At 66.5% G+C, this 15,156-nt stretch carries 18 protein-coding genes; 7 read left to right on the top strand and 11 right to left on the bottom strand.

Annotated elements, in window-relative coordinates; genetic code table 11:
- Nucleotide 1: 1 nt before the first annotated feature.
- Together ssuC and O0881_RS13090 are read left to right on the top strand one after the other, a co-directional pair.
- Nucleotides 2–802, top strand: a complete 801-nt coding sequence (ssuC, locus tag O0881_RS13095) for an aliphatic sulfonate ABC transporter permease SsuC (protein WP_289905550.1) — start codon at nucleotides 2–4, stop codon at nucleotides 800–802.
- A gap of 25 nt (nucleotides 803–827) precedes the next feature.
- Nucleotides 828–1,667, top strand: coding sequence for an ATP-binding cassette domain-containing protein (locus O0881_RS13090; protein WP_289911629.1), 840 nt, complete (start codon nucleotides 828–830; stop codon nucleotides 1,665–1,667).
- Here the strand turns inward: O0881_RS13090 and O0881_RS13085 are convergent.
- Entirely contained in the window at nucleotides 1,612–2,334 is a 723-nt protein-coding gene (locus tag O0881_RS13085) for an HAD-IA family hydrolase (protein WP_289911628.1), read from the bottom strand. The genes O0881_RS13090 and O0881_RS13085 overlap by 56 nt on opposite strands.
- Before the next feature lie 55 nt (nucleotides 2,335–2,389).
- Entirely contained in the window at nucleotides 2,390–2,845 is a 456-nt protein-coding gene (locus O0881_RS13080) for an META domain-containing protein (RefSeq protein WP_289911627.1), read from the bottom strand.
- A 151-nt stretch (nucleotides 2,846–2,996) separates the two neighbouring features.
- On the opposite strand from O0881_RS13080, the gene O0881_RS13075 reads away from it, so the two are divergent.
- The 5 genes from O0881_RS13075 to O0881_RS13055 all read left to right on the top strand — a co-directional run bounded on the left by O0881_RS13075 (nucleotide 2,997) and on the right by O0881_RS13055 (nucleotide 8,131).
- Nucleotides 2,997–3,947 carry a hypothetical protein gene (locus O0881_RS13075; protein ID WP_289911626.1) on the top strand — a complete coding sequence of 317 codons (951 nt, stop codon included), beginning with the start codon at nucleotides 2,997–2,999 and terminating at the stop codon, nucleotides 3,945–3,947.
- Nucleotides 3,944–5,419, top strand: coding sequence for a PLP-dependent aminotransferase family protein (locus O0881_RS13070; RefSeq protein WP_289911625.1), 1,476 nt, complete (start codon nucleotides 3,944–3,946; stop codon nucleotides 5,417–5,419). Before O0881_RS13075 ends, O0881_RS13070 begins: the two co-directional genes overlap by 4 nt.
- A gap of 177 nt (nucleotides 5,420–5,596) precedes the next feature.
- Complete coding sequence (locus O0881_RS13065) at nucleotides 5,597–6,733, top strand: benzoate/H(+) symporter BenE family transporter (RefSeq protein ID WP_289912228.1); 1,137 nt, start codon at nucleotides 5,597–5,599, stop codon at nucleotides 6,731–6,733.
- Between the two features lie 91 nt (nucleotides 6,734–6,824).
- Nucleotides 6,825–7,556 (top strand): CPBP family intramembrane glutamic endopeptidase, encoded by a 732-nt coding sequence (locus tag O0881_RS13060; RefSeq protein WP_289911624.1) that lies wholly within the window; start codon nucleotides 6,825–6,827, stop codon nucleotides 7,554–7,556.
- A 35-nt stretch (nucleotides 7,557–7,591) separates the two neighbouring features.
- Nucleotides 7,592–8,131 carry a gamma carbonic anhydrase family protein gene (locus O0881_RS13055; RefSeq protein ID WP_289911623.1) on the top strand — a complete coding sequence of 180 codons (540 nt, stop codon included), beginning with the start codon at nucleotides 7,592–7,594 and terminating at the stop codon, nucleotides 8,129–8,131.
- Nucleotides 8,132–8,135: 4 nt separating this feature from the next.
- Here the strand turns inward: O0881_RS13055 and O0881_RS13050 are convergent, their stop codons facing one another.
- From O0881_RS13050 to O0881_RS13010, 9 genes are all read right to left on the bottom strand, one after another.
- On the bottom strand, nucleotides 8,136–8,495 hold the full coding sequence (locus O0881_RS13050) for a hypothetical protein (RefSeq protein WP_289911622.1): 360 nt from the start codon (nucleotides 8,493–8,495) through the stop codon (nucleotides 8,136–8,138).
- The gene (locus O0881_RS13045; RefSeq protein ID WP_289911621.1) at nucleotides 8,477–8,872 is read right to left on the bottom strand and encodes a helix-turn-helix domain-containing protein; all 396 of its coding nucleotides are present in this window, start codon (nucleotides 8,870–8,872) and stop codon (nucleotides 8,477–8,479) included. Before O0881_RS13045 ends, O0881_RS13050 begins: the two co-directional genes overlap by 19 nt.
- A gap of 75 nt (nucleotides 8,873–8,947) precedes the next feature.
- Nucleotides 8,948–9,868, bottom strand: coding sequence for a fatty acid desaturase (locus O0881_RS13040; protein WP_289911620.1), 921 nt, complete (start codon nucleotides 9,866–9,868; stop codon nucleotides 8,948–8,950).
- Entirely contained in the window at nucleotides 9,868–10,185 is a 318-nt protein-coding gene (locus O0881_RS13035; RefSeq protein ID WP_092712778.1) for a DUF3144 domain-containing protein, read from the bottom strand. Before O0881_RS13035 ends, O0881_RS13040 begins: the two co-directional genes overlap by 1 nt.
- Before the next feature lie 71 nt (nucleotides 10,186–10,256).
- Complete coding sequence (locus O0881_RS13030) at nucleotides 10,257–10,727, bottom strand: gluconokinase (RefSeq protein ID WP_180278803.1); 471 nt, start codon at nucleotides 10,725–10,727, stop codon at nucleotides 10,257–10,259.
- A 38-nt stretch (nucleotides 10,728–10,765) separates the two neighbouring features.
- Nucleotides 10,766–11,269, bottom strand: a complete 504-nt coding sequence (locus O0881_RS13025; RefSeq protein WP_251351177.1) for an OmpA family protein — start codon at nucleotides 11,267–11,269, stop codon at nucleotides 10,766–10,768.
- A gap of 16 nt (nucleotides 11,270–11,285) precedes the next feature.
- Entirely contained in the window at nucleotides 11,286–12,545 is a 1,260-nt protein-coding gene (locus tag O0881_RS13020) for a diguanylate cyclase (RefSeq protein WP_251351178.1), read from the bottom strand.
- A gap of 8 nt (nucleotides 12,546–12,553) precedes the next feature.
- Complete coding sequence (locus tag O0881_RS13015) at nucleotides 12,554–13,135, bottom strand: YfiR family protein (RefSeq protein WP_289898996.1); 582 nt, start codon at nucleotides 13,133–13,135, stop codon at nucleotides 12,554–12,556.
- Nucleotides 13,136–13,330: 195 nt separating this feature from the next.
- On the bottom strand, nucleotides 13,331–14,983 hold the full coding sequence (locus O0881_RS13010) for a Na+/H+ antiporter (RefSeq protein WP_289911619.1): 1,653 nt from the start codon (nucleotides 14,981–14,983) through the stop codon (nucleotides 13,331–13,333).
- Nucleotides 14,984–15,156 lie beyond the last annotated feature (173 nt).

Here is a 15,156-nt window from a genome sequence, read left to right as displayed (position 1 = left end):
GATGGGCGCCGGCCCCACTTTCACCACCAAGCGTCTGCCCGGCACGCCGTGGCGCAATGCGTTGGCGCCGTGGGCCTTGCCCGTGGCGCTGCTGCTGGCCTGGCAACTGGCGGCGCAGTGGGGCTGGCTGTCGAGCCGCATCTTGCCCGAGCCGTGGGCCGTGGCGAAAGCCTTCTGGCACCTGGCCGTGTCGGGCGAATTGTGGCTGCACCTGAAAACGAGCTTGTGGCGAGCCACGGTCGGTTTCACCGTCGGCGCGGGACTGGGCCTGCTGCTGGGACTCTTGACGGGCAGCTTCCGCCACGCGGAAACCCTGCTCGACACGACCCTGCAAATGGTGCGCAACATCCCGGCCCTGGCCCTGATCCCGCTGGTGATCCTGTGGTTCGGCATCGACGAGACGGCGAAACTGTTCCTGCTGGCCGTCGGCGTGTTTTTCCCCGTCTACCTGAACACCTTCCACGGCATCCGTTCGGCGGACCAGGGCTTGATCGAAATGGCGAAAAGCTATGGCCTGTCGGGCTGGCCCCTGTACCGCGACGTGATCCTGCCGGCCGCCATGCCGTCGATCCTGGTCGGCGTGCGTTTTTCGCTCGGTCTCGTGTGGGTGCTGCTGATCGTCGCCGAAACCATTTCGGCGCAGGCCGGCATCGGCTACATGACCATGAATGCCCGCGAATTCCTGCAAACGGACGTGGTGCTGGTGGGGATTTTGCTGTACGCCTTGCTGGGCAAGCTGGCTGACCTGTTCTCGCGCCGGCTGGAACGCCACTGCCTGCGCTGGAATCCCGCCTACCGATAGTGACGAAATGAGGAAAGAAAATACCATGCTGCTCGCCCCCATCCAGATCGAAACGGATTTCCTGTCGCACTTCGTGCAGTACGACCCGGCCAGCGCGCCACAGGCCAGGGCCGCCCCGCAGGCCCCTCTGGCGCGCCGCGGCGTGCCGCTGGCCTTGACGCAATTGAGCAAAGCCTATGGCGAACGTCCGGTCCTGAAAAACGTCGACCTGCAGCTGGAAGCGGGCGAATTTGTCGCCATCGTGGGACGCAGCGGCTGCGGCAAGAGCACCTTGCTGCGCTCGATCGCGGGCCTGGAAAGCGTCGACGAGGGCAGCATCGCCATCGGCAGCGGCGTGGGCGCGCCCGATATCCGCATCATGTTCCAGGAATCGCGGCTGCTGCCGTGGAAGACGGTGCTCGACAACGTGGCCCTGGGCTTGCCCCGTTCCGTCGGTGCGGCGGCCGCCTCGTTGTGGACGGTGGGCCTGGCCGAGCGGGCGGACGATTGGCCGTCAGCGCTGTCGGGCGGGCAGAAACAGCGCGTGGCGCTGGCGCGCGCGCTCGTGCACGAGCCGCAACTGCTGCTGCTCGACGAACCCCTGGGCGCGCTCGACGCCCTGACGCGCATCGAGATGCAGCAGCTGATCGAGTCCCTGTGGCTGGCGCGCGGTTTCACGGCCGTGCTGGTGACGCATGATGTGGCCGAAGCCGTGGCCCTGGCCGACCGGGTGCTGCTGATCGAGGATGGGCAGGTCACCATGGACGTGCCGGTGGACTTGCCGCGCCCGCGCCAGCGCGGCCATGCGGCGTTCGCCGCGCTGGAGCAGGCTATCTTGTCGCGCGTGCTGCAACCGCAGGGTCAGATAACTGCGCCAGCACGATGAAGCCGTCGCTGTCGACCGTCGCGACGATGGCTTCATAATTGTCGATGGTCGGGTGGCGCGTGGCCAGCGGGTGCGCATGCGTGGCGGTGACGACGATGACTTTCGCGCCGGCCGCTTCGCCCGCCTCGATGCCGACGGAGGCATCCTCGAACACCAGGCAATCGGAGGGCGTCACGCCCAGTTTTTCCGCCGCCAGCAAATAGCAATCGGGCCGGGGTTTGCCCGCCTTGACGTCTTCCGCCGTCACCATGATGGCCGGTATCGGCATGCCGGCCGCCTTCAGGCGGGCCGTGGCCAGCGCGCGCGGCGCCGAGGTGACGATGGCCCATTGCGCGGGCGGCAGCGATTGCAAGAAGCGCAGCGCGCCCGCGATTTCAATAATTCCTTCCACATCGATGATTTCGGCATCCGTGATGCCCTGCGATTCGCGCTGCGCGTCGACGCCGGGCAAGCGCAGTTTGGCGATGGTGTCGACCGAGCGCGCGCCGTGGATGGTGGGCAGGAAGGCTGCCACGTCGAGGCCCTGGCGCTGCGCCCAGGTGCCCCAGATGCGTTCTGCGGCGGCGATGGAATTGATGACGGTGCCGTCCATGTCAAAAAGAAAAGCCCGGTAGCGGCCGGCGGCCGATGGTGTCGGGGATGAAGACGGCGAGGGCAGTGCGGACATGGCTTCCTTCCGGATGATGGGCTGGAAGCCATTGTAACGGCAGTCGATTTTTATTTCACAGGTAGACCGATTCAAACCTGGCCACGGGTGCGCCATCCTTGAGCAGGATCAGGTACTCGCCATCGAAACGGTAACCCGTCACGCTGTTCAAGTTGGCCAGCACGGCGCTTTCCAGCTGCATCAGGGGCGGCGGGCAGGCCATGCGCGTGCCGGCCAGCTGCGTGAAGCGCAGGGCAGTGCCGGCCAGCGTGTAGCCGCCCATGACCTGGTTGCAGCCCGTGAAACCATGGACCTTGCCATCGTCGGTGAGGGTGATGCGCACTTCGCGCTCCTGCTGCGGCGCCATCGTCACCGGGGCGCCATCGAGTTCCGTCAGCTTCCAGTAGGTATTCGTCAGGCTGTAGCTGGGCGTCAGGGCGGTGTCCGGCTTGGCGCTGTCGGACGTGGCGGCGCAGCCGCCGGTCATGGCGATGGCTGCGGCGAGGGACAGGTATGTGAGGCGATGCAGCATGGGGCGCTCCAGTATCAAGGTGTATAGCCGCAAGATTAGCAGTTTTCCCGTATCTGCCGGCGTACCGCAGCGGCGAATGTTTCCATTTTGCCAGTACTGGCATTACACTCATGCTTTCTGCTGTTTCAACCTTGATCGGGGAGCCGGGCCGATGCTGCAAGCGCAAGCGCTGGATAATCGACTGGTCGCCACCAGTGCCGACGACGTGCTGGTCGACCGCATCGTGCCGGGCGCGCCGCTGGTCATCGCTTTCGGTTTTGTTTCGTGGACAACGCGTCCCGCCTTCGATTTTTACGGGCGCCTGCGCAAGCTGGAGCAGGCCAGCGGACAGCACCTGAACAAGATCCTCGTGCGCGATTCTGGCAACGCCTGGTACCACCGCCGCATCGCGGGCCTGGGCAATCACGTGGATGAAACGGCGCAAGCGCTGCGCGAGCTGGTGCGCCGCATCGCGCCGAGCCAAGTCACCACCCTTGGCCAGTCCATGGGCGCGTACGCGGCCGTCATGTATGGCTTGCTGCTCGAGGCGCAGCAGATCGTCGCCTTCGGACCCTTGTCTTTTCTGGACGTGCAGCAGGCGCGCCTGTACCACGAGCTGCGCTGGCTGCCCGTGATGGAGTCGCTGGCGCAAGACCCGCCGCCGTCTGGCTACTACGACCTGGCGGCCCTGTGCCGCGCCAGGGCGACGGACGATACGCAGCTGCACCTGGTGTTCGGCACGCGGCCTGACGTGGCCCGGCCCGACGTCGCCAATGCGGGCGCCAGTGCCAGCGAATCGGTGAACCTCGACGCCATGCACGCGCAGCGCCTGGCCGCATTCGGCCGTTGCACCCTGCACCCGTATCCCCAGTCGGGCCATGCGGTGGTGCAGCACCTGATCGACACGAAGCGCATCAACGGTTTGCTGGCCAGCTGCATACTCGGTCTCACGCTGGAAGAAGAACCCATGCCGGAGATCGGCGCTGCCTGGCATGACTGGGTGGCGGAAAACCTGCGTTTGGGCTGCGCCGGCGAGCAGCTGGTGGCGGTGCTGCAGCAGCATGGCTTTTCGCTGGCCAGCAGCATGGCCGCCGTGGATGCGGCCCGCGCCAAGGCCCTATGACGCCGCAGTTCGAACTCGACACCCTGAAAATCCGCATCGGCGCGCCTGAACTGGCGGCGCTCGACTTGCGCGTGCGGGTGCAGCGCGCGTTGCGCCAGTTGATACTCGACGGCGTGCTGGCGCCCGGCCTGCGCCTGCCGGCCACGCGCGCGCTGGCGCAGTCGCTGGGCGTGTCGCGCGAGACGGTGGAAATGGCGTATGCGCAGCTGCGCCTCGATGGTTATGTGCGGCGGCAGGCGGGATCGGGCAGTTTTGTCTCGCCGACGATAGGCGCGAGCTTGCTGGGCAAGCCTGCGACTGCGTTGCCGCCCTTGTCCGCGCAGCCGGCGGCCCTCAGCGCGCGCGGCGCGCAGATTCTCGCCAGCGGCGGCGTGGCCGACCAGCAGAGCGTGAAGGCCTTCGCCACGGGCTTGCCGGAAACGCGGGCCTTTCCGCTCGACGTGTGGGAGCGCTTGCGGCGCCAGGCCGCCTGCGAACATCAGGCCGGCGTGCTGCTGCACGGCGACCCGCAAGGCGCGGAACCGCTGCGCCAGGCCATCGCCGACTATGTGAACCTGGAGCGGGGCGCGCGGGCCACGGCGGACCAGGTGCTTGTGCTGAGCAGCACGCGCCAGGCCCTGTACCTGTGCGCGCAAGTGCTGGCCGACGCGCATGGCCCCATCCTGATGGAAGACCCCGGCTATTTCGGCGCGCGCAAGGCCTTTGAGATGGCGCAATTGCGGGTCGTGCCCGTGCCTGTCGATGCGCATGGCTTGTCCATCGAGCACCTGCGCGCGGACCGCAGCGGGGCCAACACGGTGTACGTCACGCCGTCGCATCAATACCCGACGGGCGCCACCCTGGCGCTTGAGCGCCGCCTGGCCCTGACTGCCTGGGCCGCCGAGCGCCAGGGCTGGATCGTCGAGGACGATTACGATAGCCAGTTTCACTACGCGGGCTTGCCGACAGCTTGCGTGCAGGGGCTCGACACGCAGCAGCGCACGATCTACCTGGGCACCTTTGCCAAGTCGCTGTATCCGGGGCTGCGCCTCGGCTACATGGTGCTGCCGCCCGCGCTGGTCAAGCCGATGACGTATGCGCGCAGCATCCTCGACGGCCACACGCCGCAGCTGGACCAGCTGACGCTGGCCCGTTTCATCGCCGATGGCCATTTCGCGGCCCATGTGCGCGCCATGCGCAAGGTCTACGCCGTGCGCCGCGATGCGATGGCGCAGGCCGTGCAGCGGCACTTGCCGCACGTGGTCGCGGCGCAGCTGCCGCCGGGCGGCTTGCAGATGCCGTGTCTGCTGCACGGGGGCAGGGACGAGCTGGAAACGATACGCCTGGCGGCACAGGCGGGCATCGTGCTGCCGGGCCTGAGCCGGCTGTACGCGAGGCCGCCGGAGCGGGGCGGCTGGCTGCTGGGTTTTGCGGCGCTCACGCCGCACGAGATCGACAGCGGCATCGTCCGCCTGGCTCGCGCGCTGGGGTGAGCGCTCAAGTGGTCTGCTATGCATGCGTAAAGTGGCCTGCCTGAGCAGTCCATGCGGCCGTTAAGATGCCCCTTTTGAACCTCAGGCAAGGGCACACGCATGCAGACCAGTTCCACATCATCGGCGTCGATCGACAACACGACACGGGCGCGCTGGCGCGACCTGGCGTCCCCCGCCATGGCGGCCTTCATCTCCGTCCTCGTCAACTATGGCGGCACCTTCGTGCTGGTGTTCCAGGCAGCCCAGCTGGCCCAGCTGAGCGCCGCGCAGACGGCGTCCTGGGTCTGGTCGCTGAGCATCGGCGTGGGCGTGACGGGCATCTGGCTCAGCTACCGTTACCGCGCACCCATCATCACGGCCTGGTCCACGCCCGGCGTGGCCTTTTTGGCCACCGTCATGCCGCATACGCCGTATGCCGAGGTGATCGGCGCCTACATCGTGTCCGCCATCGCCTTCATCTTGCTGGGCATGTCGGGCGCCTTCGAGCGCCTGGTGCGGCTGATACCGGGCGGCATCGCCGCCGGCTTGCTGGCCGGAATCCTGCTGCAATTCGGCGTGAACGCCTTCGGCGGCGCCAGCGCCGATCCGCTGCTGGTGGTGGTATTGCTGCTGTCGTACGCCGTGCTGCGCCGTTTCACGGCGCGCTTTGCCGTGGTGGGCATCATGCTGATCGGCCTGGCCCTGCTGCTGGCGCAGGGGCGCATCGATACGCAAGGCATAGCACTGGCCCTGGCCGCGCCCGTGTTCGAGATGCCGCGCTTTTCCGTGGCGTCTCTGCTGGGCGTGGCGCTGCCCCTGTTCCTGATCACCCTGACTGGGCAATACATGCCCGGCATGCTGGTGTTGCGCAATGACGGTTACCAGGTCAGCGCCAATCCCATTTTGACGGTGACGGGCCTCGGTTCGCTGCTCATGGCGCCATTCGGTGCGCACGCCTTCAACGTGGCCGCCATCACGGCCGCCATCTGCACGGGCAAGGATGCGCATGCGGACCCGTCGAAGCGCTATGTCGCGGGCCTGGCGTGCGGCGTGCTGTACATTCTGGTGGGCATCTTCGGCGTCACCCTGGCCAGCCTGTTCATGGTCTTGCCGCGCCCCTTCATCACGGCGCTGGCGGGCCTGGCCTTGCTGGGCGCCATCGGCAACAGCCTGGCGCAGGCGATGGCGGACGTGCGCATGCGCGAAACGGCGCTGATCACCTTCCTGGCCACGGCCGCAAACGTGACCCTGCTGGGCGTGGGCGGCGCCCTGTGGGGGCTGGCGGCCGGGCTGGCGGCGCATGCGCTGATGCATGGCTGGCGCAAGGCGGGATGACGGCGGCATCGGCAGACGGCTTGCCCATGTTGCCGGCCGCCGCATACAATTGCTGCGCCCGTGCCCGTTGGCACTATCGAACGATTGAACGATGCCCGAGATCACTTCCCTGGCGCAGTATCTGCTGGCGATCACGCCCGCCTTCCTCGTCTGCGCCGCCTTGCTGCTGGCCGTTCCCCGGACGGTGCCGCTGCTGCGCGTGCTCGTGCACATCCTGTTTTTCGTGCTGGCGCGCGACGCGATGACGGCGCACGGCTATTGGCAAGTGGCGGCGGGCGGCTTGCGTTTCACGGCGCCGCCGCCGGTCTTGCTGGCGCTGGGGGCCATGTCGCTGGCCCTGGTGGCGAGTACTTGCTGGCTGGAAAGCGAGGCGCGCCGCCAGATCCGCTGGCTGGGCACGCGGCCGGCCCTGTCCGTGTTGCTGGGCGTGGCGGGCGCGTGCGTGATCATCGCCCTGGCGACGGGCTTGAAAGCCCTGTCCGGCTTGCCGTCCCTGGCGCCCGTTGCGCCATCCGCGCTGCCCTTGCTGCTGGGCTTTGCGCTGGCGGCCAACTGTTATGAGGAATTGCTGTTTCGCGGCTTGCTGCAGCAGCAATTGCGCGCCTGGCTGCCGGCCTGGCGCGCGGCGCTGGTGTCGGGCCTGCTGTTTGGCCTGTGCCACGCCTTTCTCGCCACCACCGTCACGCAGGTGGGCGCGCCCATCCTCGTGTTCACCGTGATCGAAGGCGTGGTGGCGGGGCTGGTATATTGCCGTGCCGGCTTGCTGGGCGCATCCCTCGCGCATGGGCTGGCGATTTTTGCGCTGGCCGCCGGCTGGGTGTGAATCCTGTTGTTTAATGTTAAAGAAACGAGAAGACAATGCCTGTAAGCTCTTACCTGAATACCCGTCCCGTGCTGGGCGAGCGCGTCTACCTGCATGACACGGCGCAAGTGATTGGCGACGTACAGATCGGCGACGACTCTTCCATCTGGTGCAACAGCGTGTTGCGCGGCGACGTCAACCGCATCGTCATCGGCGAAGGCAGCAATATCCAGGACTTTTCCATGGGTCACGTGTCGCACAGGAATGCGGCCAAGCCCGACGGTTCACCGTTGACCATCGGCAAGTACGTCACCATCGGCCATTCTGTGATCTTGCACGGCTGCACCATCGGCGACGAGTGCCTGATCGGCATGGGCAGCATCGTCATGGATGACGTGGTGGTGGAAAAACACGTGATGCTGGGCGCGGGCAGCCTGGTGTCGCCGGGCAAGGTGCTGGAAAGCGGCCATTTGTACGTGGGCCGTCCCGCCGCCAAGGTGCGCGCGCTGACCGAGGCCGAGATCGCCTACCTGCGCTATTCGGCCGAGCACTACGTGCGCGTGAAGAACAATTACCTGGCCGGCGAGCCGGACTGATGCGTCAGGCTGGCGCCGTGGCCAGTGCATTGATGCGCGCCGCCATGGCGCGCGCGTCAGGCACGCCGAGTACCAGGCGCGCCCACTTTTCGCCCTGCAATTCGATGACCAGCGGCTGCGTGCCGCGCGTCATGAAGACAAACTGGCGGTCGCCACCCTTGTGGTAAGTGCCCGCCGAAATGACGCCAGGCAGGTTGGTGCCCGGGGCGCGCAAACCCAGGGCCGAGCCGCGGAAACCGTCATCGTCGGTGGCGCCCCGCACATGCTGCAGGGGAATACGCAGGTTGCCGTGAAAGGAGGCCAGCTTTTCCCACAGGGCCAGGCGGATGGTCAGTGCATCGTCGTTCAATTCGAGGACAGGCATGGTGTCTCCTTTGGTGGTTGATCCAGATGGCTTAACAGGCGTTCGCCCAGCAGGCGGGCCGTCCCGGCGCCCGTGTCCTGCACGGCGGCGCGGCACAGCGCCGTGATGGCGGCGTCGGAGGGCGCCAGTTCCTTCAAGGCGATGATCAGCAAATCGACCGCTTCTTCCCGCGCCGGCCAGCCAGGCTGCAGCGCCTGCGCCAGCACGCGCTCGAACAGATGGCGCTTGGAGCCGAATGCCTTGTACAGGCTGCCGCGCAGCAAACCGGTCGCCTTGACCAGGTCATCGATCGATGCGGCGTTGTAGCCCAGGCTGCCAAAGACGGCGGCGGCCTGGCTGATGACGGTCGTTTCGTCGAAGTTGCGCGGTCTGGCCATGGTGCGTAAGCAATGCGTGCGGCGGGGCGGGATGTCCCGTATCTGCTTCCACTATATGCATTGGTGAACGATTGGTCAATAACTATCGGCGGGCAGCCGTTGGCGCAGTTCCGGCCGCGGCGCCAGGTCGTGCGGCAGGCGCAGGCCGGAGACGAGGCCCAGGCGCCGCAACAGCAGCAGCATCCACCAGCCCGGGTCCCATTCGCCCGGCAGCAGGCCCAGCCTGGCTGAACCCGGATACGCGTGATGGTTGTTGTGCCAGCATTCACCCATGGTCAGAAGCGAGGTCAGGCGGATATTCCGGCCTTGCACGGCGGCGCCATCGACATGAAAGTGCATTTGCCCATGGTTGTGGGCGAAGTAGCCGATCAGCCAGTGGCCCAGCACGCCGGCGCTGACCCGCGCGCAGACGCCCCAGCAGACGTAGCCCCAGCCGCCCCAGGCGTAGAACAGCAGGGCCCACGGCAGTTGCTGCAGCATCCAGGTTTTTTCCAGGAAACGATAAAAGCGGTCGTGCGCGATGCGCGGCTCGATGGCGATGTGGGGCGGGTGGCCGAGGTCGAGGCGGCAGTGGAGTTGCCACCAGGCATCGCGCCAGAAGCCGGCGCCGTGGCGCAGATAGGGGTGGCAGTCGGGCAGGCGCTGCGCATAGTCGCGCAGCTCGTGCTGGCGCAGCAGGCCCAGCGGGCCGCTCAGGCCCACCAGCACGCCCAGGTACACGAGTACATATTCCAGCCATTGCGGGCATGCGAAGCTGTCGTGGATCAGTTTGCGGTGGCTGCCCAGCGAGTGGCCGAACAGCAGGACGATGGCCGTGCTGACGATAAACAGCGCCACGCCCGTCCAGCTGAAGAAGAACACGGCGCCAGTCACGGCGCCGGCCAGCATGGCCGTCAGCCACAGCGATGGCAGCGGCGCGTAGCGCACCACGCCGTCCAGCACTTCGTCAGCGTGGCTGGCGCGGACGCGGTGACTGTCCAGGCTGGCCGTTGGCATCAGCCCTTGGGGGCCGACGACGGTTGCGTGTACTTGTCGAAGTTGGTGATGTAATCGTTGAAGTTGTCGGTCAGCATGCGCTTGTACTGTTCCGTGAAGAAGGCCACGGCGCCTTCCTTCTCTGCCTGCATCTTGGCCACGTCGTTGCTCTTGCTGGCGACGAGGAAGGCGTTGAAGCGGGCGGCCGCGTACAGCAGCGAGGTGGCCACTTCATTGCCGCCGCTGTGCATGCATTGCTCATTGGCCAGGGCGATGACCTGGTCGGCGCGTTCCCAGAATTCGGGGCCCGGTGCTGGTTTTGTCGTTGGTGTGCTCATAGAAATCCTTCATGAAAGTGCGCGCCAGTCTACACAGGGGGCCGCGGGCTGTCCAGCCGCATGGCCGCCAGTCAGGGCGTTTGCAGGATCTGTTCGAGCAGCACGGCCAGCGGCTGGCGGATATCGAGCACGATGCCGGCCTCGTCCGCCTGCAGCGGTTGCAGGGTGGCCAGCTGGCTGTCGAGCAGGCTGGCGGGCATGAAGTGGCCCGGGCGCTGCAAGCGGCTTTCCAGCACGGCGCGCGGGCCGTCCAGGTGGACAAAGCGCAGGGCCGGGTCGCCTGCGCGCAGCACGTCGCGGTAGGCGCGCTTCAGGGCAGAGCAAGAGACGACGAGGCCGCTGCCTTGCGCGCGCGCCGCAGCGATGCGTTCGCGCAGGGCGGCCAGCCAGCCGGCCCGGTCGGCATCGTCGAGCGGGATGCCGGCCGCCATCTTGGCCACGTTTTGCGGCGAATGCACGTCGTCGCCTTCCACGTAGGGCACGTGCAGGGCATCGGCCAGCAGGCTGCCGACGGCGCTCTTGCCGCAGCCGGACACGCCCATCACGACCCAGCGCACGGCGGGCACGTCCAGGTGCAAGGTCAAGGCGCCGAGACGATGACGGTGACGCGGCGGTTTTCCGCCTTGCCCGTCTTGCTGGCGTTCGAGGCGACCGGTTTGCTCATGCCCAGGCCCTTGACGGTGATGTTGTCGCGCGGAATGCCCGATGCGCTCATGGCGTCGGCCACCACGTTGGCGCGCGCCAGCGACAGCTTGTTGTTGTACGCTTCCGTGCCTTCGTTATCCGTATGGCCTTCCACGCGCATGTGGGTAATGCCCACTTTCAGCAGGGCGGCGCTGATTTTCTGGATGGCGTTGCGGCTCGGTGCCGTCAGCTTGGCGGCGTCGAATTCGAACAGCAGCTTGTCGGTAAAGCTCAGTTCCCAGCCTTCGTCGGTCTGGTTGAAGCCTTGCTCCTTCAAGGTGGCGACTTGCTCGGCGTTGAACAGCGGTTTGATTTCTGGCGTGCTCTGGCAGGCGGCCAGCAGGCCCAGCATGAACAGACCGAGGACGCCGCGGCGTAATTGTGTGTAGAGAAATTGCATGGTGTTGCTCCTTGGTTCAGGGGTGAATATGGGGTTGCGGCAGGCGCGCCACCTGGCGCGTGCCGCGCTGCGCCTGCTTGGCGCGGTACATGGCTTCATCCGCCGCGCCCACCAGCGAGACGGCGTCGATGGCGTGGTCGGGGAAGACGGCCACGCCGATGGTCAGCGAGCTGACGATACTGTTGCCAGTGGGCAGTTCAATGGCTTGCGCCATGGCGGCGATGATGTTGTCGGCGATGTGCATGGCGTCGCTGCTGTTGCGCAGCGGCTTGAGCAGGATGGCGAATTCGTCGCCGCCCAGGCGCGCCACCAGGTCGCCCTCGCGCAATTGCTGCTTGATGCGCGCGGCGATCGTCACCAGCACCCGGTCGCCCGAGGCATGGCCGAAGGTATCGTTGATGTATTTGAAGCGGTCGCTGTCGAGGAACAGCACGGCCACCTTGCCGTTGCCGACCCGCGCTTCGAGGATGGCGCGTTCCAGCTCCGCTTCCATGAAGGCGCGGTTCGACAGGCCCGTCAGGCTGTCGTGGTTGGCGCGGTGCGACAGCGAGGCGTTTTCCTTTTGCAGATGGCTCTGCCATGCTTCCAGTTCGTCGAGCAGGGCGTTGAAGTCGTCATTGATCTGGTTCAACTCGGCAATATTGGCTGGCGGCACGCGCAGTTCGAACGAGCGGTCGCGCCGCACGCGGTGGGCCGTTTCCGCCAAGTGGCGCAGGGGCGAAGTGATTTCCGTTTCCATGCGGCGCGACAGGCGCACGGCGACGGCCAGGCTGAGCACCAGGCAGGCGAGCAGGCAGGCCAGGCCACTGAGCAGGAAGGGCAGCAGGCTGCGGCTGTGCGGCACCAGGGTGATGTTGCCGATGGCCTGGTCATTGCGCGTGATGGGGAAGGTCAGCGAATCGGGCAGCATCCAGCCCGTCAGCGCGCGTTCGATGTAGTAGCGCGTGCCATGTTGCCCACGTTCCCAGCGGGCCAGCACCTTGCCGGCCGTGTCGCTCACCTGCGCCTGGTCAATATCTTCATTGACGCCGATCAAGGCCAGCGCTTCCCTGGCGGCCTGGGAGTCGCCAAAGACGACGGCCCCTTCCACCGTGTAGCTCATCGAGCGGGCCACCAGGCGCAGGTTCTGGTCCGAATACACGCGCAGGGCCAGCAGCGCCACGGCCGTCAGGGTCAGGCCAGCCGCCAGCACGGCGATCAGCGACACGCTCAGGTGGGCGCGCCGCAGCACGCTGTCGAGCGTGGGGCGGGGCGTGCGGGCAGGCTTGGTGCTCATGCGGGCGCTCATGGCGGCGGTCCCTTGCGACGTGCAATTTGCAAGGCGTTCGGATGCACGCGCAGGCCGCTGCGGGCGATGGCGTCGAGGTTGACGTCAAAGCCGATCTGCGCCTCGTTCAGGCGCAGGCAAAACATGGTGCCCACGGTGCAGGACGTGCCGGGTTCGGCGACCGATAAAATCGGCTTGCCGATGAGCTGCGCCAGCAAGTGCTCGCGCTCGCCCTCGGGCAGGCTGCCCAGGTAGACGACGTCGCATTCGCTGGCCGCGCTTGCCAGCGCCGGGATTTTCACGCGGATGCGCTGGCCCAGGCTGGAGGCGGGCGTATCGACGATGGCCGCGCCATAGCGGGGCGCACCGACCATGCAGACGCGCACTTCCTGGCGCGCCACGGGCCAGCGCACATAGCTGACGATGCCAAACAGGACCTGGGCCACCTCGGCGGGACGCCTGGCGTCGGCCGCCGCGCCCGCTTGCGCCCATGCCGCACACGGCGCCAGCGCGGTGCCGGCGAGCAGCGAAGCCAGCAGCACGACAGCGAACAGGGCTGGCGGCGCGGAGCGCTGCCGGTGGCGGGGGGAGGAGGGCACGGCGTCGGTGTCTTTATTCGGGTCGGGTGGCTACTTATACTGTTACTCAGCAACACAGACTCTACGGAAGTCCCGGTTGAAAGTAAATCACGGCGCTACGCCATACAACCTTGCATTATAAACACGAATGTGAAAACTTGCATTCTTTACCATGAGAATTACTTGTCAACACTGCCGTGGCACGCCAGAGTGTTGCTATTCTTCCAGTGTCGCTTCCAGCAAGTCGATTTCGCGCAGCAGGCGCAAATGGATGGTGTCGTCCAGTTCGCCCGAAATGCGGCGGCGGAACAGTTCATCGCGCTCCGCATTCAGCCCTTCCAGGCGCAGCGCGCGCTCGGCCTTGGCCAGTTCCTGCAAGCGCATCGCCTCGTCGTTGCTGCTTTCGCCATACGCGAGGCGGCGCCGGTAGGCTTCGATCAGGCGGTTGGCCGCTTCCGTGACGACTTGCTGCTTGTCATTCTTGTCGATGCCTTCGCACACTTTTTCCAGCCGCGCGATGGCCGCTTCGGCGGCTGCGGCGCGGGCATTGCGCTCTTCCGTCGAACGGCGCGCGGGCGGCGCGAACACCAGGCCCTTGGTCAGCAGGGGCAGGGTGACGCTGGCCAGCAGCAGCGACAGCAGGATCACGCCCATGGCCAGGAAGATGACGAGGTCGCGCGCCGGGAAACGATTGCCATCGGGCAAGAACAGGGGCAGGGTCAGGATGCCGGCCAGGGTCAGCGCGCCGCGCACGCCCGCGAACGACGCCACCAGCAGCAGGCGCAGGCTGGGGCGCGCCAGCAGCGCCGCGTCCTTCGGTTCGCCCGCGATTTTCTTGTGGTGCTTGAACAGGGTCAGTTTCATGGAAATGAAGACCCAGAGGAAACGCATGAAGGTCAGCCCCACCGTGATGGCGATGACGAACAGGGGCAGCTTCCAGGCGCTGCCGGCGCCGATTTCGGCGGAGGCGGCCGGCAAGCCGGCCACGGTGGCGGGCAGTTGCGCGCCCAGCATGACGAAGATCACGCCGTTCAAGACCAGTTGCACGGTATCCCACACGGCCTTGCGCTGGGTGCGCGTGGCGGCCAGCGGGCGGCCGATCAGGTCGGCATAATGCATGGACACGCCCGCCGTGGCGGCGGCCAGGATGCCGGAACCGTGGATTTGCTCGGCGCCCAGGTAGGCGGCGAACGGGATCAGTATGCTGATGAGGATTTGCAGGCCCGGCTCTTCGCCCACCTTGCTCACCAGCCATTTATTCGCCAGGCCCACGCCCCACGAGATGGCCAGGCCGATGACGATGCCGCCGCCCGCTTCCTGCAGGAAACTCAGCGAGGCGGCGCCGATGGAAAAGCCGCCCGTCATCATGGCGCCTACGGCAAACGTGAAGCAGACCAGGCCCGAAGCGTCGTTCAGCAGCGATTCGCCTTCGAGGATGTGCATCAGGCGCGGCGGGATGGGGTTGCCGGCGGCGATCGCCGAGACCGCCACGGGGTCCGTCGGCGAGAGGATGGCGCCCAGCGCGAAGGCGACGGCCAGCGGCACGCTGGGGATGAGCCAGTCGATGAAAAAGCCCATGCCCAGCACGGTAAACAGCACCAGGCCGATAGCCAGCATCAGGATCGAGCGCGCGTCGGAAAAGAAGGCGCCCTTGGGGATGCGCCAGCCGTCGAGAAACAGCAGCGGCGGGATGAAGAGCAGGAAGAAAATGTCGGGATCGAGCGGCACTTGCACGCCAAACAAGGCCAAACCCGTGCCGCCGGCGATCTGGATCAGGGGCAGCGGCAGCTTGACCCAGCGCGAGCGGGCGAGAAAGCCGCACAGGACGACGGTCAGGACGAGGATGAGGATGATGGTAACGGTATGCATGAAGGAGCGGCGGCGTGCTGAAACGCTGATTATAAGGCGCAGCCCGCCTGCGGCGTTGCCTGCGTGTCATTGCGTACATACAACAAGTCACAATCGCGGTAAGATTGTCACCGTGGCCCTGTTGCCGCCGCCGTTGGCCGGCGGCCCGTGCGCCTTGCTTACACCCTGGCCTT

Source organism: Janthinobacterium sp. SUN100 (genome assembly GCF_030397705.1).
Lineage (GTDB): Bacteria > Pseudomonadota > Gammaproteobacteria > Burkholderiales > Burkholderiaceae_D > Janthinobacterium > Janthinobacterium kumbetense.
The sequence above is the reverse complement of the archived record's forward strand: the minus strand, read 5'-3'. Positions and strand labels throughout refer to the sequence as shown.

What these genes read in the sequence shown, in the direction of transcription:
- ssuC (WP_289905550.1), top strand. Translation starts at nt 2, where the DNA reads ATGGGCGCCGGCCCCACTTTCACCACCAAGCGTCTGCCCGGCACGCCG.
- O0881_RS13090 (WP_289911629.1), top strand. Translation starts at nt 828, where the DNA reads ATGCTGCTCGCCCCCATCCAGATCGAAACGGATTTCCTGTCGCACTTC.
- O0881_RS13085 (WP_289911628.1), bottom strand. Translation starts at nt 2,334, where the DNA reads ATGTCCGCACTGCCCTCGCCGTCTTCATCCCCGACACCATCGGCCGCC.
- O0881_RS13080 (WP_289911627.1), bottom strand. Translation starts at nt 2,845, where the DNA reads ATGCTGCATCGCCTCACATACCTGTCCCTCGCCGCAGCCATCGCCATG.
- O0881_RS13075 (WP_289911626.1), top strand. Translation starts at nt 2,997, where the DNA reads ATGCTGCAAGCGCAAGCGCTGGATAATCGACTGGTCGCCACCAGTGCC.
- O0881_RS13070 (WP_289911625.1), top strand. Translation starts at nt 3,944, where the DNA reads ATGACGCCGCAGTTCGAACTCGACACCCTGAAAATCCGCATCGGCGCG.
- O0881_RS13065 (WP_289912228.1), top strand. Translation starts at nt 5,597, where the DNA reads ATGGCGGCCTTCATCTCCGTCCTCGTCAACTATGGCGGCACCTTCGTG.
- O0881_RS13060 (WP_289911624.1), top strand. Translation starts at nt 6,825, where the DNA reads ATGCCCGAGATCACTTCCCTGGCGCAGTATCTGCTGGCGATCACGCCC.
- O0881_RS13055 (WP_289911623.1), top strand. Translation starts at nt 7,592, where the DNA reads ATGCCTGTAAGCTCTTACCTGAATACCCGTCCCGTGCTGGGCGAGCGC.
- O0881_RS13050 (WP_289911622.1), bottom strand. Translation starts at nt 8,495, where the DNA reads ATGCCTGTCCTCGAATTGAACGACGATGCACTGACCATCCGCCTGGCC.
- O0881_RS13045 (WP_289911621.1), bottom strand. Translation starts at nt 8,872, where the DNA reads ATGGCCAGACCGCGCAACTTCGACGAAACGACCGTCATCAGCCAGGCC.
- O0881_RS13040 (WP_289911620.1), bottom strand. Translation starts at nt 9,868, where the DNA reads ATGCCAACGGCCAGCCTGGACAGTCACCGCGTCCGCGCCAGCCACGCT.
- O0881_RS13035 (WP_092712778.1), bottom strand. Translation starts at nt 10,185, where the DNA reads ATGAGCACACCAACGACAAAACCAGCACCGGGCCCCGAATTCTGGGAA.
- O0881_RS13030 (WP_180278803.1), bottom strand. Translation starts at nt 10,727, where the DNA reads ATGGGCGTGTCCGGCTGCGGCAAGAGCGCCGTCGGCAGCCTGCTGGCC.
- O0881_RS13025 (WP_251351177.1), bottom strand. Translation starts at nt 11,269, where the DNA reads ATGCAATTTCTCTACACACAATTACGCCGCGGCGTCCTCGGTCTGTTC.
- O0881_RS13020 (WP_251351178.1), bottom strand. Translation starts at nt 12,545, where the DNA reads ATGAGCACCAAGCCTGCCCGCACGCCCCGCCCCACGCTCGACAGCGTG.
- O0881_RS13010 (WP_289911619.1), bottom strand. Translation starts at nt 14,983, where the DNA reads ATGCATACCGTTACCATCATCCTCATCCTCGTCCTGACCGTCGTCCTG.